This window comes from Streptomyces sp. NPDC048197 (assembly GCF_043202395.1).
Classification (GTDB): Bacteria; Actinomycetota; Actinomycetes; order Streptomycetales; family Streptomycetaceae; genus Streptomyces; species Streptomyces siderophoricus.
In genome coordinates this window covers 1-26,078 of record NZ_JBIDAJ010000018.1, presented here as the reverse complement: position 1 = coordinate 26,078, position 26,078 = coordinate 1, and the positions used below count along the sequence as shown (strand labels likewise).

General features: G+C 72.0%; 20 protein-coding genes. 8 read left to right on the top strand and 12 right to left on the bottom strand.

Annotation, left to right across the window (positions count from 1 at the left end):
• Positions 1-30 precede the first annotated feature (30 nt).
• Positions 31-285 carry a hypothetical protein gene (locus tag ACGF4C_RS23275; RefSeq protein WP_393568745.1) on the top strand — a complete coding sequence of 85 codons (255 nt, stop codon included), beginning with the start codon at positions 31-33 and terminating at the stop codon, positions 283-285.
• Positions 286-313: 28 nt separating this feature from the next.
• Here the strand turns inward: ACGF4C_RS23275 and ACGF4C_RS23270 are convergent, their stop codons facing one another.
• The 6 genes from ACGF4C_RS23270 to ACGF4C_RS23245 form a co-directional block, all read right to left on the bottom strand.
• Positions 314-2,986 (bottom strand): bifunctional FO biosynthesis protein CofGH, encoded by a 2,673-nt coding sequence (locus ACGF4C_RS23270; protein ID WP_393568744.1) that lies wholly within the window; start codon positions 2,984-2,986, stop codon positions 314-316.
• A 103-nt stretch (positions 2,987-3,089) separates the two neighbouring features.
• Complete coding sequence (locus ACGF4C_RS23265; RefSeq protein WP_393568743.1) at positions 3,090-3,491, bottom strand: VOC family protein; 402 nt, start codon at positions 3,489-3,491, stop codon at positions 3,090-3,092.
• 275 nt (positions 3,492-3,766) lie between these two features.
• Positions 3,767-4,984, bottom strand: a complete 1,218-nt coding sequence (locus ACGF4C_RS23260; RefSeq protein ID WP_393568742.1) for a S8 family peptidase — start codon at positions 4,982-4,984, stop codon at positions 3,767-3,769.
• Positions 4,985-5,206: 222 nt separating this feature from the next.
• Positions 5,207-5,827: an HAD family acid phosphatase gene (locus ACGF4C_RS23255; RefSeq protein WP_393568741.1), complete on the bottom strand. Its 621-nt coding sequence runs from the start codon at positions 5,825-5,827 to the stop codon at positions 5,207-5,209.
• 280 nt (positions 5,828-6,107) lie between these two features.
• Positions 6,108-7,094: a helix-turn-helix domain-containing protein gene (locus ACGF4C_RS23250; protein WP_393568740.1), complete on the bottom strand. Its 987-nt coding sequence runs from the start codon at positions 7,092-7,094 to the stop codon at positions 6,108-6,110.
• Between the two features lie 327 nt (positions 7,095-7,421).
• Positions 7,422-8,246 carry a TIGR03619 family F420-dependent LLM class oxidoreductase gene (locus ACGF4C_RS23245; RefSeq protein WP_393568739.1) on the bottom strand — a complete coding sequence of 275 codons (825 nt, stop codon included), beginning with the start codon at positions 8,244-8,246 and terminating at the stop codon, positions 7,422-7,424.
• 156 nt (positions 8,247-8,402) lie between these two features.
• Between ACGF4C_RS23245 and ACGF4C_RS23240 the strand changes: the two genes are divergently transcribed.
• Positions 8,403-9,971 (top strand): CehA/McbA family metallohydrolase, encoded by a 1,569-nt coding sequence (locus ACGF4C_RS23240; RefSeq protein ID WP_393568738.1) that lies wholly within the window; start codon positions 8,403-8,405, stop codon positions 9,969-9,971.
• Between the two features lie 217 nt (positions 9,972-10,188).
• Here the strand turns inward: ACGF4C_RS23240 and ACGF4C_RS23235 are convergent, their stop codons facing one another.
• From ACGF4C_RS23235 to ACGF4C_RS23215, 5 genes are all read right to left on the bottom strand, one after another.
• Entirely contained in the window at positions 10,189-11,655 is a 1,467-nt protein-coding gene (locus tag ACGF4C_RS23235; RefSeq protein WP_393568737.1) for an aldehyde dehydrogenase family protein, read from the bottom strand.
• 130 nt (positions 11,656-11,785) lie between these two features.
• Entirely contained in the window at positions 11,786-13,525 is a 1,740-nt protein-coding gene (locus ACGF4C_RS23230) for an amidohydrolase family protein (protein WP_393568736.1), read from the bottom strand.
• A gap of 109 nt (positions 13,526-13,634) precedes the next feature.
• Positions 13,635-14,759 carry an LLM class flavin-dependent oxidoreductase gene (locus tag ACGF4C_RS23225; protein ID WP_393568735.1) on the bottom strand — a complete coding sequence of 375 codons (1,125 nt, stop codon included), beginning with the start codon at positions 14,757-14,759 and terminating at the stop codon, positions 13,635-13,637.
• 163 nt (positions 14,760-14,922) lie between these two features.
• Positions 14,923-15,708, bottom strand: a complete 786-nt coding sequence (locus ACGF4C_RS23220; protein ID WP_393568734.1) for an SDR family NAD(P)-dependent oxidoreductase — start codon at positions 15,706-15,708, stop codon at positions 14,923-14,925.
• Between the two features lie 111 nt (positions 15,709-15,819).
• The gene (locus ACGF4C_RS23215) at positions 15,820-16,785 is read right to left on the bottom strand and encodes a TIGR03619 family F420-dependent LLM class oxidoreductase (protein ID WP_393568733.1); all 966 of its coding nucleotides are present in this window, start codon (positions 16,783-16,785) and stop codon (positions 15,820-15,822) included.
• A 155-nt stretch (positions 16,786-16,940) separates the two neighbouring features.
• Here ACGF4C_RS23215 and ACGF4C_RS23210 point away from each other — a divergent pair, with 155 nt between their 5' ends.
• Positions 16,941-17,732, top strand: coding sequence for a hypothetical protein (locus tag ACGF4C_RS23210; protein WP_393568732.1), 792 nt, complete (start codon positions 16,941-16,943; stop codon positions 17,730-17,732).
• 111 nt (positions 17,733-17,843) lie between these two features.
• On the opposite strand, the gene ACGF4C_RS23205 is transcribed toward ACGF4C_RS23210, so the two are convergent.
• On the bottom strand, positions 17,844-19,070 hold the full coding sequence (locus tag ACGF4C_RS23205) for an amidohydrolase family protein (protein ID WP_393568731.1): 1,227 nt from the start codon (positions 19,068-19,070) through the stop codon (positions 17,844-17,846).
• 297 nt (positions 19,071-19,367) lie between these two features.
• Here ACGF4C_RS23205 and ACGF4C_RS23200 point away from each other — a divergent pair, with 297 nt between their 5' ends.
• The 5 genes from ACGF4C_RS23200 (at position 19,368) to ACGF4C_RS23180 (ending at position 25,843) form a co-directional block, all read left to right on the top strand.
• On the top strand, positions 19,368-22,304 hold the full coding sequence (locus ACGF4C_RS23200) for a BTAD domain-containing putative transcriptional regulator (RefSeq protein ID WP_393568730.1): 2,937 nt from the start codon (positions 19,368-19,370) through the stop codon (positions 22,302-22,304).
• 238 nt (positions 22,305-22,542) lie between these two features.
• Positions 22,543-22,746 (top strand): hypothetical protein, encoded by a 204-nt coding sequence (locus ACGF4C_RS23195; RefSeq protein WP_393568729.1) that lies wholly within the window; start codon positions 22,543-22,545, stop codon positions 22,744-22,746.
• Positions 22,747-22,978: 232 nt separating this feature from the next.
• On the top strand, positions 22,979-23,176 hold the full coding sequence (locus tag ACGF4C_RS23190) for a hypothetical protein (protein WP_393568728.1): 198 nt from the start codon (positions 22,979-22,981) through the stop codon (positions 23,174-23,176).
• A gap of 178 nt (positions 23,177-23,354) precedes the next feature.
• Positions 23,355-24,908: a class I adenylate-forming enzyme family protein gene (locus tag ACGF4C_RS23185; RefSeq protein WP_393568727.1), complete on the top strand. Its 1,554-nt coding sequence runs from the start codon at positions 23,355-23,357 to the stop codon at positions 24,906-24,908.
• 341 nt (positions 24,909-25,249) lie between these two features.
• Complete coding sequence (locus ACGF4C_RS23180) at positions 25,250-25,843, top strand: TIGR03086 family metal-binding protein (protein WP_393568726.1); 594 nt, start codon at positions 25,250-25,252, stop codon at positions 25,841-25,843.
• Positions 25,844-26,078: the final 235 nt, after the last annotated feature.

The window sequence follows — 26,078 nt, the reverse complement described above, 5'->3', positions numbered from 1 at the left end:
GCGGCGGCGCACGGTGGGCATGCTTTCCCCATGTCCGAGTACGAGTGGGATCGCACCACCATGGCCGTTGTCGCCTCGGCCCTCTCCGGGGACAGCGACGGCGCGGTGGAACTCCTCCGGCCGCTCCCCCAGAGCGACGTCTGCCACATCGCCGTACGGCTCGCCGCGATGGCCGCCGACGCCCTGATCGTCGCCGCCCAGGACAGCGGGGGCGACCGCGAGGAGGCACTGTCCCAGTGGCAGCAGTGCATCCTCCAGCACGAGTCGGAGTACGACGGGGAGTGAAAGCCGGGGCGCGGCCCCCGCCGGCTTCTCAGTCCACCACCGGCAGCAGCTCCGGCAGGTGGCCGTCCGAGGCGAGGGCGGCCGCCCGGCGCTCCTCGGGGACCGGGCCGTAGGTCGTGGTGCGGGGGCGGGCGGGGCGGCCGGCCAGGTCGGCGATGGCGATCAGGTCCTGGATGGAGCGGTAGGACCCGTAACTGGAGCCCGCCATACGGGAGATGGTCTCCTCCATCAAGGTGCCGCCGAGGTCGTTGGCGCCGGAGCGGAGCATTTCGGCGGCCCCTTCCGTGCCCAGTTTGACCCAGCTGGTCTGGATGTTGGTGATGTGCGGGTGCAGCAGGATCCGGGCCATGGCCGTCACGGCGCGGTTGTCGCGGGCCGTCGGGCCGGGGCGGGCGATCCCGGCGAGGTAGACGGGGGCGTTGGTGTGGATGAACGGGAGCGTGACGAATTCCGTGAAGCCGCCGGTCTCCTGCTGGATCCCGGCCAGCAGCCGGAGGTGGCCGAGCCAGTGGCGCGGCTGGTCGACATGGCCGTACATCATCGTCGAGGACGTGCGGATGCCCAGCTCATGGGCGGTCTTGATGACCTCGACCCAGGTGGCGGTGGGTAGTTTGCCCTTGGTGAGGATCCAGCGGACCTCGTCGTCGAGGATCTCGGCGGCGGTGCCGGGGAGGGTGTCCAGGCCGGCCGCCTTGGCCTCGCCGAGCCATTCGCGGATCGACAGTCCGGTGCGGGTCGCGCCGTTGGCCACCTCCATGGGCGAGAAGGCGTGCACGTGCATACCGGGGACGCGTTCCTTGACGGCGCGGGCGATGTCGAAGTACGCCGTGCCGGGCAGGTCGGGGTGGATGCCGCCCTGCATGCACACCTCGACGGCGCCCACGTCCCAGGCCTGCTGGGCGCGGTCGGCGACCTGGGAGAGGGAGAGGGTGTAGGCGTCGGCGTCGGTGCGGCGCTGGGCGAAGGCGCAGAAACGGCAGCCGGTGTAGCAGACGTTGGTGAAGTTGATGTTCCTGGTGACGATGTAGGTGACGTCGTCACCGACCGTGGCGCGGCGCAGGTCGTCGGCGATGGTGCAGAGGGCGTCGAGGGCCGGTCCGTCGGCGTGCAGCAGGGCCAGCGCCTCGGGGTCGGTGAGCCGGGTGGGGTCGTCGGCGGCGCGGGAGAGCGCCTGCCGTACGTCGGCGTCGATCCGCTCGGGCGCCATACCGGGCGCGGCGGCCTCGCGCAGCGCCTCCCAGTCGCCGTAGACCTCGTCGAAGTCGTCCCGTCGGTCGGCGCTGCGGCCCTCGGTGTCGATGGTGTGGTGCAGGTCCGTACGGCCGGAGGAGGCCATCGTGAAGCCCTCGTCGGGCTCCTGCCAGGGCCGGCCGACGGCGGGTGCGTCCTCGACGGCCAGGCCGGTCTCGGGGTCGGCGAGGGCGCGGACGTGCGGCAGCAGACGGGGGTCGAGCCAGGGCTCGCCGCGCTGGATGAACTCGGGGTAGATCGGGAGGCGTTCGCGCAGCTCGAAGCCGGCGGCGGCGCAGTGCTCGGTCAGCTCCTCGATCTGCGGCCAGGGGCGCTCGGGGTTGACGTGGTCCAGGGTCAGCGGGGAGACCCCGCCCCAGTCGTCGATGCCGGCGCCGATCAGCAGCGCGTATTCGCCGTCGACCAGGTTGGGCGGTGCCTGGATGCGGGTCGAGGGGCCCATGATGTGCCGGGCCACCGCGATCGTCGCGGCCAGCTCCTCCAGTTCGGCGTCCGGCATGCCGCGCATCGCCGTGTCCGGCTTGGCGCGGAAGTTCTGCATGATCAGTTCCTGGATGCCGTGGTAGGCACGCTGGATGCGGCGCAGCGCGAACAGGGACTCGGCGCGCTCCTCGTAGGTCTCGCCGATGCCGATCAGCAGGCCGCTGGTGAAGGGGACGTTGGAGCGGCCGGCGTCCTCCAGGACGCGCAGCCGGACGGCCGGTTCCTTGTCCGGTGAGCCGTGGTGCGGACCGCCGGGCTCGCTCCACAGGCGCTCGGCGGTGGTCTCCAGCATCATCCCGAGGGACGGGGCGACGGGCTTGAGCCGCTGGAAGTCCGTCCAGGACAGCACGCCGGGGTTGAGGTGCGGCAGCAGCCCGGTCTCCTCCAGGACGCGGATGGCCATGGCGCGGACGTACGAGAGCGTGTCGTCGTAGCCGTGCGCCTCCAGCCACTCGCGGGCCTCGGGCCAGCGGTCCTCGGGCTTGTCGCCGAGGGTGAACAGGGCTTCCTTGCAGCCGAGTTCGGCGCCGCGGCGGGCGATGTCCAGCACCTCGTCGGGCGACATGAACATCCCGTGGCCCGCCCGGCGCAGCTTGCCGGGGACGGTGACGAAGGTGCAGTAGTGGCACTTGTCCCGGCACAGCCGCGTCAGGGGGATGAAGACGCCCTTGGAGTACGTGATGACGCCGGGGCGGCCGGCGGCCGCCAGGCCGGCGTCGCGCACCCGGGCCGCGGAGGCGCACAGGTCCGTCAGGTCGGCGCCGCGGGCCTGCAGCAGCACCGCGGCCTCGTCGACGTCCAGCGCCACGCCGTCGCGGGCCCGCTTGAGCGCACGGCGCATCGCGTTCGCCGTCGGGCGGCTGTCCGGGGCGGGCCGGGCGCCCGTGCCGCGGTCGGCCGCCGGCCCGGACGCCTGGTCGGATACCTCGTCGGATACCTGGTCAGGTCCCTGCGCGCTGGAAGTCATCCTCCGAGCATACGAGCGCCGACCGACAGCGCCGCGGCGGGCGAACGACGCCCCGGTGTGCCGCTGATCACTGGCCCGGGGGCGGTCCCGCCGGAGCCGGCTCCTACAGGTTGGCCAGCAGCTCGTCGGAGTACGTACGGGTCAGGAACTCCATGTAGTGGCCGTCGGGGTCGTCGACGTACACGCCGCGGCCGCCGTCCCGGGTGTTGATCTCCTGCGGCCGGCTGTGCTGCGGGTCGGCCCAGTACGGCAGGTTGCGGTCCGTTATCCGCCCCAGGATCTTGTCGAACTCGTCCTCCGTCACCAGGAACGCGTAGTGCGTGGGCACGAACTCCTTGCCGCCGGCCGCGTGCTCGGCGTAGTCGAGCGTCACTCCGTTGTCCAGCTTGAGGGCGGCGAAGGGGCCGAACGCCTTGGGTTCCGGCGCGTCGAGAAGGCCGGCGAGGAAACGGGCCGAGGCGAAGCGGTCGGTGCTGTGCACGATGGTGTGGTCGAGGTTGGGCATGAGATCTCCTTGATCTGCCGAGGCTCTTCGTGGGTCCCGGTCCGGGGCCCCAGCTCGTGGATCCAGATTCGTGGGTCTCGATTTCTGGCTCCCGTTCACCTTCGACGCTACGTCCGCGGGGCCGGCCGCGGATCGGTCTGCGGTCCCAGCCGTTCGGGCGGCCCGTAGGCCGATGGACCTAGGGCAGGGTGGCGCCGTACGGATGCCCGTCCCGTGGGCGACGAGCATCCGTCATCGGTCACCTCACGTATTGCCGCAGCTGCGGTGCGCAGTCGCTACGGGGTGCCCAGACCGCCGGTGTGGAGGAGCCGGTCGGGGGTGCCGCTGCCGGCGTTGGGGATCCGGCCGGAGGTGGCGTTGTCGAGCAGGGCCTGCTGGACCTGTGCCGGGGAGGCGCCCGGGTGTGCGGAGAGGTAGAGCGCGGCGGCGCCGGTCACATGGGGTGCGGCCATGGACGTCCCGGTGAGGGAGTGGGTGTCGCGGTCACCCGTGTTCCAGGCGGAGGCGATGCCGGTCCCCGGGGCGAAGAGGTCGGTGCACGAGCCGTAGTTGGAGTCGGAGCGGCGCCGGTCGTCGGCCGTTGCGTTGTTGACGACGAGCGCGGCAGCGATGTCACCGGGCGAGTTGCCGCACGCGTCGGCACCGTCGTTGCCCGAGGAGACGACCCAGGTGATCCCGGCGGCGATGGATTTCTTGATGGCGCTGTCCTCGCTGTTGCTCCTGGGCCCGTTGATGCTCATGTTGACCACGGCGGGCCTGGTGGCGTGCGCGGTGATCCAGTCGGCGGCGGCGATGATCGACGATGCCGAGCCCTTGCCGCGGCAGTTGAGGACGCGTACGGACACCAGCTTGACGCCCTTGGCCACGCCGTAGTCCTTGCCGCCGATGGTGCCCGCTACATGGGTGCCGTGACCGGCGCAGTCCTGCCCGTCGCCGCCGTCGCCCACCTCGTCGGCGCCGACGGACGCCCGGCCCTGGAACTGGGTGTGGGAGGTGCGGATGCCGGTGTCGACGACGTACGCCGTGACGTTGCCCGCCGTGGTGGCGTAGCCGTAGCTGTGGTCCAGCGGGAGGGTGCGCTGGTCCACCCGGTCCAGGCCCCACGACGGGGGGTCGCTCTGCACGGCGGAGCCCCGGACCTCGACGTCCCGCTCCACGGAGGCGACCTGGGGGTCGGCCGCGACCCGGCGCGCCTGGGCGGCGGTCATCGTGGCCGCGTAGCCCTTGAGCACGGTCCGGTAGGTCTGCCGGACCGTTCCGCCGTGCGTCTTCGCCAGCCGGGCGCTCACGGCCGGCACCGAAGCCGCCGCCGGCGCACGGTCCTTGAGGACGACGATGTACCGCCCGGGCAAGGCGCGGGCGGGGCTGTGGACGCCGGACGCGGGTCGCGGCTCCTGCGCCTGCTCCTGCGCCTGGGAAACCTGGCCGGCGAAGAGCGGGAACGCCGTCGCGAGGGCGACGGCCGCGGTGCACCTGCGTATGCCTGTGGTCACGGCTGCTCCTAGGGGGAGGGGGGAGATCAGCTGGGGGATCGAGCGGCGTCGGGGACACCGGCCCCCTTGGTGTACCGACTGCCGGCCCCCGGTGGCGGCAAAGCTTCGCCAGTGGCACGAGTGCGCAACTGCCGTTGCTTCAGGGCGGGTTGATGCCTTCCGGTCGCGCAACGGCGAAGGGCCCGCCACACGAGGTGGCGGGCCCTTACGGGGAGGCTGCGGTCAGCTCAGCGCGCCGTCGTAGTCCGGCAGCTTGAACCCCTTCTCGTAGTGGCCGCCCTCGAAGTCGGTACTGCGGTTGCCGACGTTGGCGATGAGCGTGTAGCCCGCCTCTTCGTACTTCTTGCGGCAGCCGAGTTTCACCGCGGCCTTGCCGGGACTGTGCCCCTCCGGCTTGAGGCAGAGCCCGTCGACGGTGTATCCGGCCGAGGTGAGCTGCCTGGTCGTGGAGTCCTTCGAGTCGGGGCTGCGGTACGAGGCGAACAGCACGGCCGCACCGTGGTCGTGTGCGTACTTCGTGGCGTCGAGGATCGCCTTGACGGGCTTCCCCTTGTCGTAGTGGGTGGCCAGGGACGTGTTGTCGATGTCAAGGACGACCGCGGGCTTCTCGCCGTGGGGGACGCCGGCCAGGCGCTGTTCCAGGTGCTTTCGCAGGTCAGCGGCCACGGGGGCGACGTCGGCGAGCCACTGGCTCTTGGACGGCAGCGAGTCCGCGCGGATGGTGGCCTGCGTCGTGGGCGCGGCCGGTGCCGCCGGGGAGGCGGCCTGCGCCACCGCGGGGAGTGGTGCCAGGGCACATATCGCCGCGCCGAGGGTGAGAGCGATCTTCCTGCCGTGGTTCATGGTTCGCTGCTCCTTCGCACAATCGGGGTGGGGCAACTTCCGGGGGATGGAGTCGGGCAGTCACCGATCACCCGGTGGGGGCGGGCCACCGGTGACGACCCATGGGGTGTTGCCTGTGGTGCGGTACCGGCGTCCGCTGGCGCCGTGGGGAAATTGGTATCCCAGGGGGCCGTCGAGTGGTGTCACAACTGCGCCAGTGGCGGTCCCGGGCGCGGGTCCCAGGTGGACGCAGCGGTTGGACGCAGCGGTCGTCGTCCGCGGCGCGCCGCCCCGGGAGGGGTCAGATCCACTCCTTGCGGGCGGCGTGCAACGCGAGTTGGAAACGGTTGGCGGCGCCGGCGAGGAGGTAGAGCCGTTCCAGGTGGCGGGAGAGGGTGCGACGGCTGATGCCGAGCAGCTCGGCGATGGCGTCGTCGGTGATCCCGGTCCCGAGCAGTTCCAGGATGCGCCGCTGCACGGGGCTCAGCGCTCGGGGCACCTGTGCGCTGAGGTGCATGGGGTAGCCGGCCCGCCAGGAGGTCTCGAAGAGTCCGAGGAGGGCGGTCAGCAGGCTCGACGGCCGTACCAGGAGCAGGCACTCATTGGATTCCGCTTCGACGGACGACATCGACACGATGGCCAGGCGCCGGTCGAAGACCGTGAGTTTGACCGGAACCGCCGCCAGCACCCGTGCCTTTTCGCCGGCGGCGATGCACGGCTGGATGTTCGCCGCATAGTAGGCGCCGTTCCGTACCGCCGAGTTCGAGTACACCACGCGATATTCAACGCCGCGCCGGAGATTGTGCACCTCGACGTCATTCGGGCCGCCGTCCGTGTGATACGGCGGGGAATCGAAGCGGACCACTTCCGACTCCACCGATTTTTCGAACTGCCAAATGCAGTCCACGATCTGCTGCGGACCGGTCACCACTTCGACCAGATCGTCCGTGGTCTGCGCACCGGTGCAGCGCCGGTAGTCCCGGTAGGCGTGCAGCGCGGCCAGCCGGGCCCGCTGGACCTCCGCCGACCGGAGGTGCACCAGCCGGTCGAGGGCGAGGCTCGGCTCCGCGGGCGCGAGGGTGGCGTGGTCAGGGCCGCCGGCGACGACCAGGCCCAGCTCGATCAACCGGCCGACGGACTCCTCCGCCCGCTCGGGAGCCCACCCCAGCTCCGCCCCGAGTTCCCCGGCGCTGCAGCGTCCGGACCGCAGCAGCGCCTGTAACGCCTCGGCCTCGCGCGGCCCCACTCCGAGCTCCCGGAGATAGGCCGCCACATTTCTGTCGTCCATCCGCACTCCCCCAGTGACAGGTACTGATCCGCCAGCGAGCGAGACACTGAAGAAAGGACCCGAGATGAGGTAGAAGGCGCTTTCTTTACTGGCGATCAGGATGTCGGTGGCGGATATCGTGCCACGGAAAGAGGGCCTGTCAAGTTGAATACTCAGCAAAGGCAGAGAAATCCGGAGCGACATTCATCCAGGTCCGGACCAACCCCGCGGTCGATATTTCCCCGAGCACCTCAAAAGGTGCTTGCGGGCGGTTTATCACCCATCGCACGGCACCGGCCGGCCACCTGCCCGTCCCGGCACCGGCCGTCCGCCCGCCCGCGGCATCGGTCACAAGTACTGGGCGAAGTCGTCCAGCGTGCGCAGGACCTCGCTCTCCTCTGCCGGTGGCAGCTGCAGCACCACCTCCTCAAGGCCCAGGTCGCGGTAGTGGGCCAGCTTCCCCGGGGTCGGCCGGACCGCGTACGGGACCACCACGGGATCGCCGGCGCGTCCGGCCTCCGACCAGGCCTGCCGCAGGACGGGCAGGGCCTCAGTGAGCCCCCGCCCGCCGATCGGCAGCCAGCCGTCCGCAGCGGCCGCGATCTCCCCGAAGAGCTTGGGGCCGGCCGCGCCGCCGAGGAGGGTGCGCGGTGCGCCGTGGGCCGGTTTGGGGTGGGCCAGGGAGGCCCGTACGGACCCGAACGGGCCCTCGTACGCGGTGGGTTCGTCGGCCCACAGGGCGCGCATCAGGGCCATCCGGTCGCGGGTCAGCGCGCGCCGGGTGGACCACTCCACCCCGTGGTCGGCGGCTTCCTCGACGTTCCAGCCGTAGCCGATGCCGAGGGTGAAGCGGCTGCCGGAGAGGAAGTCCAGGGTCGCGATCTGCTTGGCGAGGTCCACCGGGTCGTGCTGGGCGACGAGCGTGACGCCGGTGCCGAGGGCGAGCCGTTCGGTGACCGCGGCGACCTGGGCGAGGGCGACGAACGGATTCAGGGTGCGGCCGTATTCGCGGGGCAGCGGCTCGCCCATGGGGGCGGGGGTGTCGCGGCCGGCCGGGATGTGGGTGTGTTCGGGGAGGTAGAGACCGGCGAAGCCGCGCTGTTCGAGCTCACGGGCCAGCCGGACCGGCCGGATCGTCTCGTCGGTCAGGAAGATCGTGGTCGCGATCCGCATGGTGGGGGACCTCCGTCAGGCGGGTGGATGACGGCATGTTGCCGCACCGACCGACGGTTATCCACAGGCCTTTCGCTGCGCGTCACGGCCGCGTACAACAGTTTTCACGGGATGCAACACGGAAGCAGGACGCAGCACGGAAGGGGGTGGAGCGGGATGGAACGACGTGAGGTTCTGCGGCTCTCGGCGCTCGCGGGCGCCACGGGTGCGCTCACGCTCGGCCGGGTGAGCTTCGCCGACGCGACGCCGGCGGCCGGAGCACCGGGCGGCGGGACGGGAGGCGGGCAGGGAAGCGGGCCGGGTGACGGGGCGAACGGCGGGACGGGCGAGCAGACCCGGCGGGTGACCGGCCATCTGCCCATGGGCGCACCGGACTTCGTCCACGTTCCGCTCGAAGTGCCCGGCGGGGTACGGGAGATCGCCGTCTCCTACAGCTACGACAGACCCACCGTCCCCGAGGGCACGGTCGGCAACGCCTGCGACATCGGCATCTTCGACGAGCGGGGTACGGACCTCGGCGGCGCCGGCTTCCGCGGCTGGTCCGGCGGGGCGCGCTCGGAGTTCTTCCTCCGCGCCGACGACGCCACCCCCGGCTACCTCCCCGGCCCCGTCAACGAAGGCCTCTGGCACATCGCCCTCGGCCCGTACACCGTCGCACCACAGGGGCTCTCCTACGACGTCACGATCACCCTGCGGTACGGCCCCCAGGGGCAGACACCCCGGCCCACCTACCCACCGGAGCGCGCCCGGGGCCGCGGCCGCGCCTGGTACCGCGGCGACAGCCATCTGCATTCGGTCCACTCCGACGGCAGGCGCACACCCGCCGAGATCGCGGCGCTGGCCCGCGCCGCCGGGCTGGACTTCCTCACCACCACCGAGCACAACACCACCTCCGCGCACCGCGCCTGGGAGGGGCTGTGGGGTGACGACCTGCTGATCCTTACCGGCGAGGAGGTCACCACCCGCAACGGCCATGTGGTCGCGATGGGCACCGATCCGGGGGTCTTCATCGACTGGCGCTACCGCGCCCGGGACAACGCCTTCGGCAAGTACGCGCGCGCCATCCGGCGGGCCGGCGGCCTGGTCATCCCGGCGCATCCGCACGCCACCTGCATCGGCTGCAACTGGAAGTTCGGGTTCGGCGAAGCCGATGCGGTGGAGGTCTGGAACGGCCCGTACGGCCCCGATGACGAGGTCACCCTCGCCGAGTGGGACAACACCCTGGTCGCGCACGCCCGCGGCCGCGGGGACTGGCTGCCGGCCGTCGGGCACAGCGACGCCCACCGCGACCCGGACGTCGTCGGCCTGCCGCAGACGGTGGTGCTCGCCGACGACCTCTCCCGCCGCGCCCTGCAGGACGGCATACGGGCGGGCCGGGTGTGGATCGCCGAGTCCTCGAAGATCGACCTGTCGTTCTCGGTCACCGGTGAGCGCGGCGAACACGCCGGTATCGGCGAGCGCTTGGCGCTGTCCGGCGCATCCGGGGTCACCGCGCGGCTCAAGGTCTCCGGCGCCCCGGGCTGCACGGTCTCCTTCGTCACCGACCAGGGCCGCCTGCACTCGGCCGCCCTGCCGGCGTCCGGCACGGACACCGTCACCTGGCGGACCACGCCCGATCACGCCGCCTACATACGCGCCGAGGTCCGGCACCCCGCCACCACACCCGGCCTCCCGGGCCCCATGGCAGCCCTGACCAACCCGGTGTTCCTGGACCGCAGGGGCTGAGGGACGGGGCCGAAAGGTCGCCAGGGATCGCCGAGGGGCGCCTCCTGAGCCTCTCCCCCGAGCCACTCCCCCGAGCTTCCCGCTACACCTTTCGTCTTCCGGGAACCGCAGCACTGTCCGTTTTGTTGCGGTTCCAAAATTTCCCGTCCGAATTTCGGACGTCACATCCCGGTCACCGAAAAGCCCGCCCCCGAAAAGCCCACCGAAAAGCCCACCCTCACCCCGGCCAGACGATCGACTGCAGCTCGCTGTACGCATGGAGCGCGTACGACCCGACGTCGCGGCCCACGCCGCTCCGCTTGAAGCCGCCGAACGGCGCCTCCATGTTGCGGCCGACGGTGTTGATCCCCACGCCCCCCGCCCGCAGCCGCCGGGCCACGCGGAAGGCGCGGGCCACATCGGCCGACCAGACGTAGTCGATCAGGCCGTAGTCGCTGTCGTTGGCGAGCGCGACGGCCTCGTCCTCGTCCCCGTCGAAGGGGACGACCGCGACCACCGGGCCGAAGATCTCCTCCCGGACCACGCGCATGTCGTTGGTGCAGTCGGCGAGCAGGGTCGGTGCGACGTAGAAACCCTTGTCGAGATGCGCGGGCCGCTGCCCGCCCGCGACGACCGTGGCGCCCTCCTTGCGCCCCAGCTCCACGTACGACTCGACGCGGTCCCGGTGCGCGCCGGAGATGACGGGTCCGACGACGGTCCCCCGCGCCCGCGGATCACCGACCTTCAGGAACCCGAGGTACGCGGTGAGCTTGGCGACGAACGCGTCGTACACGGAGCGGTGCACGAGCGCCCGCGTCGGCGCCGTGCAGATCTGCCCGCTGTAGAAGGCGTAGGTCGTCCCGATGCCGGCGACGGCGGAGTCCAGATCGGCGTCGCCGAAGACGATCGCGGCGCCCTTGCCGCCCAGCTCCATCAGCTGCCGTTTCATCCCGCGCCCGCACACCGCGGCGATGCGCTGCCCGACGGCCGTGGAGCCGGTGAAGCTGACCATGTCGACGTCGGGCGCGTCGACGGCGGCCTCCCCCACGGCGACCGCGGTTCCGCTGACGACGTTCACCACGCCCGGCGGAATCCCGGCCTCCGCCAGCGCCTCCGCCATCCGGTACACCGACAGCGGATCCTGCGGGGCGGGCTTCACCAGGACGGTGTTGCCCATGGCGAGGGCCGGGGCGACCTTGCCGGCCGGGTTGGCCCACGGGTTGTTGTACGAGGTGATGCAGGTGACCACGCCGACCGGCTGCCGGACCGCCAGCGCGCCCAGCACACCGCCCCGGCCCATCGGGCCGGCCTCGTTGATCTGCGGGGGCAGCGGCGTCTCGACCGGCTCCAGCGCTCCCTTGGCGTACCGCCGGAACCGGGCCACCGCCACCGCCACCTGCATCCCGCGCGCCGTCGCGGTCGTGGCGCCGCTCTCCGCCTGGGCCAGCTCCGCGTACCGGCCGGCGTTGCGGTGCATGAGGTCCGCGGCCCGGGAGAGGACGGCCGCGCGCTCCTCCGGGCCGGTCCGGGACCACGACGCGAAGGCTTCCCGGGCCGCCGCGGCCGCCGCGTGGACCTGGTCGCGGCTCGCCTCGGGGGCGAGCCCCACGGTCTCCTCGGTCGCCGGGTCGATCACCTCGTAGTGGCCGCCGTCGGGCGCGACCCACTCGCCGCCGATGAAGAGCCGCTGGTCGGCCGCCCTCACCGCAACCTCACCGGCCTCTTCCTCGCACCTACGGCCCGCCTCACCAGAACCCACCGCCCACGTGCCGCACCTACGGTCCCGCTCACCGGAACCTCACCGCCCACGTCCCCGCACCCACGGCCCGGTCTCCTCACCGCGTGCTCACCGTCCTGGTGTCCCGCCCCGACCGCAGCACCGTGCCGGGCGTCGCGCCCGTCACCCGGTCCGCGCGGATCGCCTCGACGCCGTTGACCCACACCGCCGTGACCCCGATCGCCTTGGAGTCCAGCCGCGGGCTGTCCCCCGGCAGGTCGTGCACCAGCGTGGCCTTGCCCGCGTCGATCCGCTCCGGGTCGAAGAGGACCAGGTCCGCGTGCCAGCCCTCCTGGATCTGGCCGCGCTCGCGCAGTCCGAAGAGCCGCGCCGGGTCGTCGGTCAGCATCTTCACCGCCTGCTCCAGGCCCATCAGCTTCCGGCCGCGCAGGCAGTCGCCGAGGAACCGGGTGGTGTACGGCGCCCCGCACATCCGGTCCAGGTGCGCCCCGGCGTCCGAGCCGCCCAACAGGACGTCCTCGTGCTGCCAGGTCTCGGCGCGCAGCGCCCAGGAGTCCGGGTCGTTGTCGGTGGGCATCGGCCACAGGACCGTCCGCAGCCGGTCGTTGGCGCAGATCTCCACCAGGCAGGCGAACGGCTCCTGGCCGCGCTCGGCGGCGATGTCCCGGACGACCCGGCCGGTCAGGCCCTCGTTCGCCGCGGAGTAGGTGTCGCCGATGACGTACCGGCCGAAGTCGGTGAGCCGGCGGAAGACGCCGGCTTCCTCGCTGCCCGCGCGCCGCAGCATCTCCGCGCGGACGGCGGGATCGCGGAGCCGGGCGATCCGCTCGTCGACCGGCAGCCCGAGGACCTCGCCCCAGCCGGGGATCAGGTTCAGCGCGCAGAAGGTGCCCAGCGACATGTTCATCGGCGTGAGGATCGGCATGGTCAGCGCCACGATCCGGCCGCCGGCCTTACGGGCCCGTTCGCTCGCGGTCAGCTGCCGGGGCACCCGGTCCGGCACGGCCGCGTCGATGGTCAGCACGTTCCAGTTCAGCGGGCGTCCGGCCGCCGCGCTCATCTCCACGAACAGGTCGATCTCGGCATCGCTGAACCGGTCGAGGCAGCCGGCCACGATCGCCTCGATCTGGGTGCCCTCGTGCTCGGCGACCGCGCGGGACAGCGCGAGCAGTTCGTCGGGCCCGGCGTGCCGGGAGGCGACCGGGCGGCCGTCGCCGTCGGAGTGGGTGGACGACTGGGTGGTGGAGAAGCCCCAGGCGCCCGCGTCCATGGCCTCGTGGAAGAGGGCGAGCATCTCGGCCAGTTGCCGGCCGGTCGGCTGCCCGCCCACCGCGTCCGGGCCCATCACGTACCGGCGCAGCGCGCAATGCCCCACCATGAAGCCGGCGTTGACGGCGATCCGGCCCTCCAGAGCGTCGAGGTACTCCCCGAACGAGTGCCACGTCCACGGTGCGCCCTCCTCCAGCGCCACCAGGGACATGCCCTCCACCTTGGACATCATCCGCCGGGTGTAGTCGGCGTCCTCGGGGCGGTCGGGGTTCAGGGGCGCGAGGGTGAATCCGCAGTTGCCGCCCGCCACGGTCGTCACACCGTGGTTGAGCGAGGGCGTCGCGTACGGGTCCCAGAACAGCTGGGCGTCGTAGTGGGTGTGCGGATCGACGAAGCCGGGGGCGAGGACCAGACCGGTCGCGTCCTCCACGGAGGACGACTCCTCGCGCACGCCGCCCGGCCGGGCGACGACGGCGATCCTGCCGCCCCGGATGCCGACGTCGGCGCGGTACGCGGGCGCGCCCGTACCGTCCACGACGGTCGCGCCCTTGATCAGGTGGTCGAGCATGGCGGCAATTGCCTCCCCTCAGTGGCCGGCTCGTTGCCGGCTCGTATGCCGGGCGCGGTGCCGGTCCCGTGGCGGTCGGTCGCCGGCACGGGACGGTCGCGTCGGCGGCTCAGTTGCCGGCCGCCTGGCGGAACCGGGTCGTCTGGTGCACCGGGTCCGTATCGATCTTCGGGATGACGTGCTCCCCGATCAGCTTGATCGTGTTCATGGTGTCCTCGTACGGGATGCCGATCGGCAGGCCGAAACTCAGCTGGTCCGCGCCGGCCTGCTCCCAGCGCTTGCACTGCCGGAGCACCTCGTCCGGGTCGCCGCAGATCATCAGCTCCTCGGCGATCAGCAGCTCGATGATCTCGGTGGTGTAGTCCGGCAGCAGCTCGGGCCACTCGGGGATGCCGTCCGGCCGCGGGAAGGTGTCGTGGTACCGGAACACCAGCGACTGCAGGTAGTTGAGCCCGCCGTTGACGGCGATCTGCACCGCCTTGTCGTGCGTCTCGGCACAGATCGCCGTCGACGTCACCATCACGTTGTCGTTGACGAAGTCGCCGACCGGTTCGGCGTCCCGGACGGCCGTCTTGTACTGCTCCAGCACCCATTCCATGTCGGCGACCTTCTGGACGCTGAAGCCGAGCACGCCCAGCCCCTTGCGGGCCGCCATCGCGTACGAGGACGGCGACCCGGCCGCGTACCACATCGCCGGGTGCGAGGCCCCGTACGGCTTGGGGAAGACCTTGCGGGGCGGCAGCTGCCAGTGCTTGCCCTGGAACCCGGGGTACTCCTCCTGGAGCCACATCTTGGGGAACTCGGCGATGGTCTCTTCCCAGATCTCCTTGGTGTGGTTCATGTCCGTGATGCCCGGCAGGAAGCCGAGGATCTCGTGCGATCCGGCGCCCCGCCCGCTGCCGAACTCGAAGCGCCCCTCGGAGAGGTGGTCCAGCATCGCGACCTTTTCGGCGACCTTCACCGGGTGGTTGACCTGCGCCAACGGGTTGAAGATCCCGGAGCCGAGGTGGATCCGGTCGGTCGCGTGGGCGAGGTAGCCGAGGAAGACGTCATTGGCGGAGAGGTGGGAGTACTCCTCCAGGAAGTGGTGCTCCGACGCCCAGGCGTACTTGAACCCGGAGGCGTCCGCCTGGATGACGTACTCGGTCTCCTCCATCAGCGCCTTGTGCTCCGCGAGCGGGTCGGTCCTGGCCCGCTTGCCCACGTATCCCTGTACGAAGAGGCCGAATTCCACAGTGGATCACCGTCCCTGTATCCGCCGCCCGGCGTGGCCCGACGCGCTGGGTCGAGGTGCCCGCCCGACGACTATCTGACGTACCGTCAGCTATCGATTGCGCCGACTGTGGCACCGCCACCCGGCACCGTCAAGAGCACCGGACAGCGCATCTGACACAACGTCAGAAGATGTTCACCCCGGCCAGCCACCCCCCGTCCACCACGAACGGCTGGCCCGTGATGTACGCCGAGTCCTCCTCGGACGTCAGGAACAGCGCCAGCCGCGCGACCTCCTCCGGCCGCCCCACCCGCCCCAGCGGCACCAGCTTGCGGTACAGCTCGTCCAGCGCCGCCGATGCCTCCTCGGCGTCGGCCGCCGGGTCGAGCTGGGCCGGATTGCTCATGGCGGTGTCGATCGCGCCCGGACAGACGGCGTTCACCCGGATCTTCTTCGCCGCGAGCTCCAGGGCCGCGACCCGGGTCAGCCCCACGATCGCATGCTTGGTCGCGGTGTACGCCCCGACGTACGCCATCCCCGTCACGCCCGTGTAGGAGGCCGTGTTCACGATCGTGCCGCCGCCGGCCGCCGCTATCTCCGGCGCGGCCGTCTTGATCCCGAGGAACGCCCCGACCTGGTTGACCTGCACGATCTGCTGGAACTCGACCAGCGGGGTGGCGGTCAGCTCGTTGAACCGCAGGATCCCGGCGTTGTTGACCAGCCCGTCGACCTTCCCGTACGCCCGCTTGGCGGCCGCCACCGCCGCCACCCACTGCTCCTCCTGGCTCACGTCCAGATGGACATAGCGCGCGGCGTCGCCGATCTCCTTCGCGACGGCCTCGCCCGGCTCGTCGAGGACGTCGGCCAGCACGACCCCCGCCCCCTCCGCCGCGAACAGCCGCGCCTCCTGCTCACCCTGCCCACGCGCCGCCCCGGTGATGAGAACGACCCGCCCGTCGAGCTTGCCCATGCCGGTACTCCCTACTGGATGAAGGTGCAAAGTCCTGTCCCTGCTGAAGATGCGGGCACCCGGGCCCTTCCCGCCGAAGGTGCGGAGCCACATCGGCGAGGAAGCCGGATGTCACAGGCCGAGGTGCGGGGCGACCTCCGCCCCGAACGCCGCCATCTGCTCCACGAGTTCGGCCCGGCTCCGACTGCGGAACCGCACCTGGATCTGCTGCACGCCCATCTCCGCGTACGCCCGCAACGACTCGGCGACGGCCTCCGGCTTGCCCCGGACGGTGTGCCGCCCGACGTCCCAGCCCGGCTCGCCCACGTACACGGGCTCGGCGATCGCCCCGATCACCACCGGTTCCGTGACCCCCGCCGCCGCCCGCGCCGCCCGGAGCCGCGCGATCTGCCGGGGCAGCTGCTCGCGCCGGTCCCCCTGCGGCAGCCAGCCGTCCCCGCGCACCGCGGCCCGGCGCACGGCGGCGGGTGAGGAGCCGCCCACCCAGATCGGCGGCCGGGGCGTCTGCACGGGCCGCGGCGCCTGCCCCAGCCCCTCGAACGCGAACCGCTCCCCCACGAACGCGGGGAACTCCTCCGGCCCGAGCGCCACCTTCAGCGCCTCGATCGTCTCGTCGAGCACCGCACCCCGCCGCGCGAAATCCACCCCCAGCGCCTCGAACTCCTCCGCCACGTGCCCGGCGCCCACCCCCAGGATCAGCCGCCCGCCCGACAACCGGTCGAGCGTCGCGTACTGCTTCGCCGTGAGCAGCGGATGCCGGAAGGCGACCACCGCCACATGACTCAGCAGCCGCACCCGCTCCGTCACCGCGGCCAGATGCGCGAGCGTGGCCACCGGGTCGTACCAGACGGTCCCCATCGCCTCCGCCAGCCGCCGCGGAATCGCCAGATGCTCACAGCAGGCGACATACGCGAACCCGCCCCGGTCCGCGGCCCGCGCGATCTCCACCAGATCCCGCGGCCCCGCCCCGGCCTCCCACCCCTCCGCAAAAACCCCACTCTGCGCCTGCACCGGCAACTGCATCCCATACGCCAGCCGCCCATCCCCCCCAGGCCGCCACACGCCTCGGTCATCCATCGCTGCCTCCGCCCGGCCGCACGCTTAGCTGACGCTCCGTCAGCTCAAACTCGCGCGGACATCGTCGTGCCTGGGGCGTCAGCAGACAAGGCCGCTGCGTCGCCGAACCGCCCCCCGTCCGGTAAGGTCGCTCTCTTCGCCCGGTGGGAGCCGGTGTGCGGAGTCAGGAAAGCCGGTTCACGGTGATGGTCAGCGCAAGCGGTTCCCGCACCCCGCTCCGGCTCGACGTTGCGTTGGAGGGCGTGGTCGTCGCCTTCCGGGGGATGACGGCGCATCCCGACGAGTCCAACTGTGACTGCCACTGGGGCAGCGCCGAGGAGCTGGCGCAGCTGAAGGTGCCGGACGTGGTGCTGGAGCCCGATCTGCTGCGGCGCACGTGGCAGGCGGTCGACTGGTCGTTCCCCGAGCAGGTGCTGCGGCGGGTCCTGCCGCAGCTCGCCGGGGAGATCATTGCCGGGCGGATCGAGCCGCTTTTCGGCATGGAGGAGCTCGGCCGGGCGTTCGCCCGCGGGCGGTGGCAGGCGTGGCCGGACGCGCAGGCCGCGGCGGTGCGGGAGTACCTGCGCGCCTGGTGGGCGCACACGCTCACCGACCCCCGCGCCGCCGTCCCCGCCCACGAGGTCCTCGCCTGCTGTGCCGAGGCCTCCGGCACGCTCACCCCGTGGCTCGCGGCATGGGCGGAGCAGAGCGGCCCGGTGGCCGACCGGCAGCTGGTCGCGGCGGTGGACCAGTGGGAGTACGACCTGCTGCGGGACGAGCTGCCCTGGGACGCCTTTGAGGGCGAGGACGAGCTGTGTGCCGAACTCGCCGGCTGGCTGGTCCGGCACGCACCGGCCCGGCTGCGTTCCCAGGGCGCTCCGGACGAGCTGCTGCACCACGTGCGGCTGCTCGGCCTCACGGACGAGGCCCGCTGGGACGATCCGCACTGGCCCTGGCAGACGTACTGACTCACGTACGGGTCCGCGTACGACCCACGTACCGACCGATGTACACGTACGGCCTACGTACCGACCCACGTACCGGCCGGCCGTAGGGGCGGGCGCGCGGGAACCTTCGGCTCAGCCCGCCCAGAGGCCCTCCGGCGTCAGGTCGAGCAGGTCGATCGCGTTGCCGCGGACGATGCGTTCCACGACGTCCGGCGGCAGATGGCCCATCTGCGTCTCGCCGACCTCCCGCGACTTGGGCCAGGTCGAGTCGGAGTGCGGGTAGTCCGTCTCGTACAGGACGTTGCCGACGCCGATCGCGTCCAGGTTGCGCAGGCCGAAGGCGTCGTCGAAGAAGCAGCCGTGGACATGCTCGGCGAAGAGTTCGGAGGGCGGGCGGAGGACCTTGTCGGCGACGCCGCCCCAGGCGCGGTTCTCCTCCCAGACGACGTCGGCGCGCTCCAAGATGTACGGGATCCAGCCGATCTGCCCCTCGGCGTACATGATCCTCAGGCCCGGGAAGCGGTCGAACTTGCCGCTCATCAGCCAGTCGGTCATCGAGAAGCAGCAGTTGGCGAAGGTGATCGTCGAACCGACGGCGGGCGGCGCGTCGGCCGAGGTGGACGGCATCTTCGAAGAGGAGCCGATGTGCATGGCGATGACGGTGCCGGTCTCGTCGCAGGCCCGCAGGAACGGGTCCCAGTAGTCGGTGTGGATGCTGGGCAGCCCCAGGTGGGGCGGGATCTCGCTGAAGCAGACCGCCCGTACGCCGCGGGCCGCGTTGCGCCGTACTTCCGCGGCGGCCAGTTCCGCGTCCCAGAGGGGGACGAGGGTGAGCGGGATCAGCCGGCCCTGCGCCTGTGGGCCGCACCATTCCTCCACCATCCAGTCGTTGTACGCGCGCACCCCCAGCAGCCCGAGCTCGCGGTCCTTGGCCTCGGTGAAGGTCTGGCCACAGAAACGGGGGAAGGTGGGGAAACACAAGGCGGACTGCACGTGGTTGACGTCCATGTCGGCGAGCCGCTCGGGGACGCTGTACGAGCCGGGGCGCATCTGCTCGTAGGTGATGCCTTCGAGCTTGATGTCGTCGCGTGCGTAGCCGACGGCGGTGTCGAGGCGGGTCAGCGGCCGGTGCAGGTCTTCGTAGACCCACCAGTCGGCTATCGGCCCGTCGTCACCTGGGGCGCCCATCTTCGGGGCGAACTTTCCGCCCACGAAGGTCATTTCCGCGAGCGGTGCCCGGACGATGCGGGGGCCGGTGTCCTGGTACTTCGACGGGAGCCGGTCCCGCCAGACGGTGGGGGGCTCCACCGTGTGGTCGTCCACCGAGATGATCCTGGGGAAGGTCTCCATAGCGGCCACGGTAGCGCGGATCTGACGTACCGTCAGCTATCGCGGACGGCCTCCCGGTGCGGTCCGGCCGCCGCACGCGCGGGGCCAACTGCCCCCAGGGGCGCACGGAAGGTCACCCTCCGCGCCCCTGCCGTGCGCCCCCGGCGCCCCCGGCCCCGTCAGCCGGGGAGGCTTTGTGCACGGTCCGGACCCCTACTGACGTAAGGGGCCGCGACAAGGCAGACTGGCCGTTGCGCACAGCGAGAAGGTGCATACAGCGAGATGGCGCATACGGCGCGGATGGATGCCACAGGGCAGGGGGACACCATGGACGACGGTCCGGGGCGGGAGCGGCTCCGCTTCACCGTGCTCGGTCCCGTACGGGCCTGGCGCGGCGCAACGCCGCTGGCGGCGGGCTCCCCGCAGCAGCGAGCGCTGCTGGCCGCACTACTGCTGCGCGGCGGGCGGACCGCCACCGCGGCCGAGCTGGTCGACGCCCTGTGGGGCGACGAACCTCCGCACGCCGCGCTCGCCGCGCTGCGGACGTACGCCTCCCGGCTCCGCAAGGCACTGGGCGACGACGCCGCGGCCCTGGTCAGCGAGTCGGGCGGCTATGCGCTGCGCCCGGTGGACGGCAGCCCGCCGGATCTCGACCACGACCACGCGGAGCAGTACGCCTCCGAGGCGGAGAAGTCCAGGGCGGCCGGCGACCGGGCCGGGGCCCGGGAACTCCTCGACAAGGCCCTGGCGTTGTGGGACGGCGAGCCGCTGGCCGGCCTGGCCGGCCCGTACGCCGAGACCCAGCGCACCCGCCTCCACGAGTGGCGGCTCTCCCTCATCGAGGCCCGCCTCGAACTGGACCTGGAACTCGGCCACCACGCCGACGCGGTCTCCGAACTCACCGCCCTGACCGCCGCCCACCCCCTGCGCGAGCGCCTGCGCGAACTGCTGATGCTGGCCCTGTACCGCAGCGGCCGCCAGGCGGAGGCGCTCGCGGTGTACACCGACACCCGACGCCTCCTCGACGACGAACTGGGCGTCGAACCGTGCGCCTCACTGTCGGAGCTGCAGCAGCGGATTCTGCGGGCGGACACCGACCTCGACGCACCGCCCGTCGTCATCGACGGCCCGGACGCCGCCGACCCCGTCGTGGTCCGGCCACAGCAGCTTCCGGCCACGGTGGCCGACTTCACCGGCCGCAGCGCCTTCGTCGACGAGCTCGGCAAGCAACTCGCCACCGCCGAGGGCAGCGTCATGGCCGTCTCCGCGCTCACCGGCATCGGCGGCGTCGGCAAGACCACCCTCGCCGTGCACGTCTCGCACGCCGCCCGCGAGCACTTCCCCGACGGCCAGCTCTACGTCGACCTCCAGGGCGCCGGCCACACCCCGTCCGAGCCCGAGGCCGTGCTGGGCTCCTTCCTCCGTGCCCTCGGCACACCGGACTCCTCCATTCCGGACGGCCTGGAGGAGCGCTCGGCCCTCTACCGCTCCACCCTCGCCGGGCGCCGGGTGCTGGCCCTGCTGGACAACGCCCGGGACGCGGCGCAGGTACGTCCGCTGCTGCCCGGCTCGGAAGGGTGCGCGGCGCTGATCACCAGCCGCGCCCGGCTGATCGACCTGGCGGGCGCGTACCTCATCGACGTCGACGTGATGAGCCCCGAGGAGGCGCTGAAGCTCTTCACCCGCATCGTCGGGGAGGAAAGGGTCAGCGCCGAACGGCAGTCGGCGATGGCGGTGGTCGGCGCCTGCGGCTTCCTGCCCCTGGCGATCCGCATCGCCGCCTCCCGGCTCGCCGCCCGCCGTACGTGGACGGTCTCCACCCTTGCCCGCAAGCTCGCCGACGAACGCCGCCGGCTGGACGAGCTCCGCGCCGGTGACCTCGCGGTCACCGCCACCTTCGAGCTGGGCTACGGGCAGCTGGAGCCGCACCAGGCCCGGGCGTTCCGGCTGCTGGGCCTCGCCGACGGCCCGGACATCTCGCTCGCCGCCGCGGCCGCCCTGCTCGACATGGACGTCGAGTCCGCGGAAGATCTGATCGAATCCCTCGTCGACGCCAGCCTCCTGGAGTCCGCGGCGCCGGGCCGCTACCGCTTCCACGACCTGGTCCGGCTCTACGCCCGGGCGTGCGCCGAACGGGACGAACACCCGCCCACCGAACGGGAAGCGGCGCTCTCCCGGCTGCTGGACTTCTACCTGGCGACGGCCAAGGAGGTCTACACCCTGGAGCGCCCGGGCGACCGGCTGGCCGACCACATGGCGCGCCCCCAGTACGCGGGCCTCACCTTCACCGACCGCATAGGAGCCCTGGAGTGGCTCTTCGCCGAGGCCCGGTGCCTGCTGGCGTGCGCCCAGCAGTCCGCCGGGCCGAAGACCCTGCGGCGGGCGGTGGACCTGTTGCTGCTGGCCCAGGACCTCGCCGAATCCGGCGCCGACTCCCGCCAGTACGAGCACGTGAACATGGCCCTGCTGGAGGCCGCCCGCGCAATGGACGACCAGCGCGCCCAGGCCCGCATCCACGTCGCGCTCACCAACGTGCACACCCTCGCCGGCCGGTTCGACAAGGCCGACGAGCACGCCCAGTCGGCCATGCTGCTGGGCCTCGCCACCCAGGACGCCTTCGCCTCCTCGTACGCACCGAACGACCGCGGCATCATCGCGAACTCGCAGAGCCGCCACGCCGACGCCGAGGCGTACCTCACGCAGGCGCTCAGTGCGTTCCGTGAGGACCGCAACAAGCCGTCCGAGGCCAGCGCCCTGTGCAACCTCTCGCGGGTCCACCTGGCCACCGACCGGGTGGACACCGCCATCCGGCTGGCGCAGGAAGGCATCGCCATCTACCGGGAGCTGGGCGCCACCCGGCGGCTGGCCAACGGCATGTACGCGCTCGGGCTGGCCTTCACCCGCGCCCAGCGGCTGGAGGACGCCACCGAGCAGCTCAACAAGGCCCTGGCGATCTTCCAGGCGAGCCGGCAGCGTTTCTGGGAGGGCATGACGTACTTCCGCCTGGCCGAGACCGACCTGACCGCCGGTCACCCCGCACAGGCCGCCAACCACGCCGAACAGGCGCTGACCGCGCTCCGGGCCATCGGCGGCGAGTGGTGGCACGCCAACGTCCTGACCCTGCTCGGGCGCGCCCTGGACGGTGTGGGGCAGTCCGGCCGGGCCCGGGTGTGCTGGCAGGAGGCGCTGAGCGTCTACGAACGGCTGGATTCCCCGGAAGGAGCCGCGGTGCGCCGTCTGCTGCGTCCGGTGGCAGCCGCCTGACCTGCACCAACCGCAGCCGGCCGCACGCGGCGACGGCGTTGGACGCGGACGTTTATCGATCGTTCATCGCCTCAGGCCAGTCTTTTACTCACCGACCCGCCGCCTCGGGGGGCAAGCGGTTCGGTCAGTTGGCCCCACCGTTATGGTGTTCGGCCCCGACGCACCTGTCCGGCGACCCACGGGGGAGTCGCCGGCCGGGTGGCCGGAAACAAGCGCCCAAACACTGGAGTTGATCAGCTTGGCCACCGAGAACACCCAGCCCGACGAGCGGGACATCATCAAGCCGCTCGACCACCACCAGCCCATCGTCGGTCCCAAGGGCCGTCGCATCGTGGGCAAGAACGAACAGCCGGTGACGCCCGGCGACGACATCGTCAAGCCGCTGGACCACCACCAGCCCATCGGCACGCCGCGCGGTGACATCTTGGGCGATCCCAAGTAGCGCACGCCGGAGGGGTTTCGGGGGATCGCAGGGGCCGTTCCGATGGCACGGAGGGGAGCCATCGGCAACGGTCCCTGCGGCCTTTCCGCGCACGCGCATATCTGCACAGACTTCGGCAATCCGGCCGACCTGCACCGGTTTCCGGCCATGCGCTCGAACGTGTGCGCTGAAGTCAGCGGAACCCTCCTTACGCTCGATGCACTGCCACCCCATCGCTAACGGAGGAACCAGCATGACCCGCGCTTACAAGGCCGCCCTTCTCACCGCTCTCGCGGTCGCCGCCGCGGGTGCGGCCACCGCACCGGCGATGGCGGACACCACCCGTCCCGTAACCGGCCAGGTCTCGACGTTCGACCACCACGCCCCGATCACCGGAAGCCAGGTCACGTCCGGCACCGCCGTCACCCCGGCCGACAAGCACATGCCCTGACCGGCGCAGGCCCTGCGACGGCACGGCCGGAGCACCTCGGCAGCGGGACCATGCCACGACGCATGGTCCCGCTGCCGTCGCATGTGCACACCATCCGGTACCCACACGCTATCTGACGCTCCATCAGATCCACTGCTACAGTGCGCCCCACCCGACCCCGGCAGCCAGGAGGCGCGTCGTGTTCGAAGTTGGTCGTGTGCGGTCGCTCTGGGAGCTGGTGGAGTACCGGGCCGAGGCGTCGCGGGGGGCGCCGATGTTCTTCGACGCGGAGGGGCGGAGCGTCAGCTTCGACGGGGTGCGGGACGAGGCGTTGCGGGTGGCCGCCGGGTTGCGGGGGCTGGGGATCGGGGCCGGAACGCGGGTGGCGTGGCAGTTGCCGACGCAGATCCGGACGGTGATCGTCTCGCTGGCGCTGGCCCGGCTCGGGGCCGTGCAGACGCCGGTCATTCCGCTGCACCGGGAGCGCGAGGTCGGCTTCATCCTGGCGGAGTCGGCGGCGGAGTACGTGCTCGTACCGGGCGAGTGGCGCGGATTCGACCACGCGGCGATGGCCCGTAAGGCGGCCCCGGACGGCGTACGGGTGGTACCGGTGGGTGCCGGGCTGCCCGTAGGGGATCCATCGGGACTCCCGGACGTCGCCGCACCCGAGCGCGACGGGACGCGGTGGATCTACTACACCTCCGGGACCACCTCGTCGCCCAAGGGCGTCGAGCACTCCGACGCGAGCCTGATCGCCGGCGGCGTCGGGCTGGCGACCGCGCTCGGGATGTCCGCACAGGACATCGGCTCGATCGCCTTCCCGTACGCGCACATCGCCGGGCCGGACTACGTCATCGCCATGCTGGTCAGCGGCTTTCCCGCGGTCGTACTGGACACCTTCGAGCCGGACCGGGCGGCCGCGGTCTACCGGCGGTACGGGGTGACCATGGCTGGCGGCAGCACCGCGTTCTACCAGGCGTTCCTCGACGAGTCCCAGCGGTACCGGCGCACCCGGCCGGACGCCGGGCGGCTGATCCCCACGCTCCGGGTGCTGTCGGGCGGCGGCGCCCCGATGTCGCCGGAGCTGTACGCGGCGGCCGGGCGGGAGCTGGGGTGTGCGGTGGTGCACGGCTACGGGATGACCGAGTGCCCGATGATCGCGATGGGCACGCCGTACGACAGCGACGACCAGCTGGCGCGGACGGTGGGCCGGCCGGTGATGGGCGCCCGGATCCGCATCGTCCGGCCCGACGGGAGCGCGGCGGCGCCCGGGGAAACCGGGGAGGTGACCCTCAAGGGCCCGATGCTCTTCCGGCGGTACACCGACCCGGCACTGACCGCGGAGGCGTTCGACGCCGACGGGTACTTCCACACCGGCGACCTCGGCCGACTGCGCCCCGACGGGCACCTCGTGCTCACCGGGCGGCTCAAGGACATCATCATCCGCAAGGGCGAGAACATCTCGGCCCAGGAGGTCGAGGAACTGGTGCAGACCCATCCGGCGGTCGCCGAGGCGGCCGTCATAGGACTGCCGGACCGGGACCGCGGCGAGCGGGTCTGCGCGGTGATCACCCCCGCCGACCCGGCCGCCCCGCCCCTCACCCTCGACGCGCTCACCGCACATCTGCGGGCGGCCGGCGTCATGACGCAGAAGCTGCCGGAACAGCTGGAAATCACCCCCGAGCTGCCACGCGGCGGCCCACTCGGCAAGGTACTGAAGACGACGCTGCGGGAGCGGTACGAACGGCGGTAGCCGTTCGGCGCACCGCCGGGGGGGGCGGGGTCGGGCCCGGGTTCGGGTGAGGCCGGCGTTCGAGTACGGGTCCGGGCTCGGGTCGGGGGCTGGGTCGGGGTCGGCGTTCGAGTACGGGTCCGGGCTCGGGTCGGGGGCTGGGTCGGGGTCGGGTCTCGGTCGGGGTCGGGGTCTGCGCCTGGCTCTGGGTCGGTGTGGGGCGTCCTCGCCGGATGTCCGGTGTGGCGAGGGGTTCTTCCGGGGTGGGGTCTGCACTGTGGAGGTGGCCGGCGGTACGGCGGATACGACAGCCGGCCGGCAGACAGCCGACAAGGGCTCCGCAGGACGGAAGGAACCGCACGATGACCGAGATGATCGACTTCGCGGCGCAGGCCCGGGAGGTCTCGCGGCTGGCCGCGGGTACGGCCGAGCAGCAGCTCGATGCGCCCACGCCGTGCGAGAAGTACGCGGTGCGCCATCTGCTGGGCCATCTCGTCGGCCTGGCCGCCGCCTTCCAGGACGTGGCCCACAAGGACCTCGGACCGGCCACCCGGCTGTCCCCCGACGCGATGCGGCCGGACGTGGACCCCGGCTGGCGTGCGGAGCTGGACCGGAACCTGGCGGGGATGGCGGCGGCCTGGCGGACACCGGACGCGTGGCAGGGCGAAACGCAGGCGGGCGGCGTCACGCTCCCGGGCGCGGTCGCGGGCCAGGTCGCACTCAACGAGCTGGTGCTCCACGGCTGGGACCTGGCCCGCGCCACCAGCCAGGAATACGTGCCGGACCCGGACGCCCTCCAGGTCTCGTACGCGCTCCTGACCTCCTGGGCGGAGAGCGACGCGACGACCGGGCCACTGTTCGGAACGGTGGTCCCGGTCCCGGAGGGCGCGCCCCTCCTCGACAAGGTGGTGGGCCTCGCGGGCCGCCGCCCTGACTGGCGTCCGCCAGTGCGTTAACCCCCACGTACTTGGCTGTCCCGCCGCGGTTGTTGCTCGCCGTTGCGCTTTGCGGCGCCCCGTACGTAACTGTCTGCGGCGCCGCGGGGCTCGCTCGCCGTTGCGCTTTGCGGCGCCCCGTACGTAGCTGTCTGCGGCGTCGCGGGTGGTCTCGCCGTTGCGCCTGCGGCGGGCTGGGTGGGTGTTGGGTGCGGTGCCAGCCCTACAGACTTCGTCCTCCGGTCTGTCCCCTCCC

Bases quoted from the DNA above. Each gene is read 5' to 3' on its own strand.
- ACGF4C_RS23275 (WP_393568745.1), top strand. From the start codon at position 31: ATGTCCGAGTACGAGTGGGATCGCACCACCATGGCCGTTGTCGCCTCG.
- ACGF4C_RS23270 (WP_393568744.1), bottom strand. From the start codon at position 2,986: ATGACTTCCAGCGCGCAGGGACCTGACCAGGTATCCGACGAGGTATCC.
- ACGF4C_RS23265 (WP_393568743.1), bottom strand. From the start codon at position 3,491: ATGCCCAACCTCGACCACACCATCGTGCACAGCACCGACCGCTTCGCC.
- ACGF4C_RS23255 (WP_393568741.1), bottom strand. From the start codon at position 5,827: ATGAACCACGGCAGGAAGATCGCTCTCACCCTCGGCGCGGCGATATGT.
- ACGF4C_RS23250 (WP_393568740.1), bottom strand. From the start codon at position 7,094: ATGGACGACAGAAATGTGGCGGCCTATCTCCGGGAGCTCGGAGTGGGG.
- ACGF4C_RS23245 (WP_393568739.1), bottom strand. From the start codon at position 8,246: ATGCGGATCGCGACCACGATCTTCCTGACCGACGAGACGATCCGGCCG.
- ACGF4C_RS23240 (WP_393568738.1), top strand. From the start codon at position 8,403: ATGGAACGACGTGAGGTTCTGCGGCTCTCGGCGCTCGCGGGCGCCACG.
- ACGF4C_RS23230 (WP_393568736.1), bottom strand. From the start codon at position 13,525: ATGCTCGACCACCTGATCAAGGGCGCGACCGTCGTGGACGGTACGGGC.
- ACGF4C_RS23220 (WP_393568734.1), bottom strand. From the start codon at position 15,708: ATGGGCAAGCTCGACGGGCGGGTCGTTCTCATCACCGGGGCGGCGCGT.
- ACGF4C_RS23215 (WP_393568733.1), bottom strand. From the start codon at position 16,785: ATGGATGACCGAGGCGTGTGGCGGCCTGGGGGGGATGGGCGGCTGGCG.
- ACGF4C_RS23200 (WP_393568730.1), top strand. From the start codon at position 19,368: ATGGACGACGGTCCGGGGCGGGAGCGGCTCCGCTTCACCGTGCTCGGT.
- ACGF4C_RS23190 (WP_393568728.1), top strand. From the start codon at position 22,979: ATGACCCGCGCTTACAAGGCCGCCCTTCTCACCGCTCTCGCGGTCGCC.
- ACGF4C_RS23180 (WP_393568726.1), top strand. From the start codon at position 25,250: ATGACCGAGATGATCGACTTCGCGGCGCAGGCCCGGGAGGTCTCGCGG.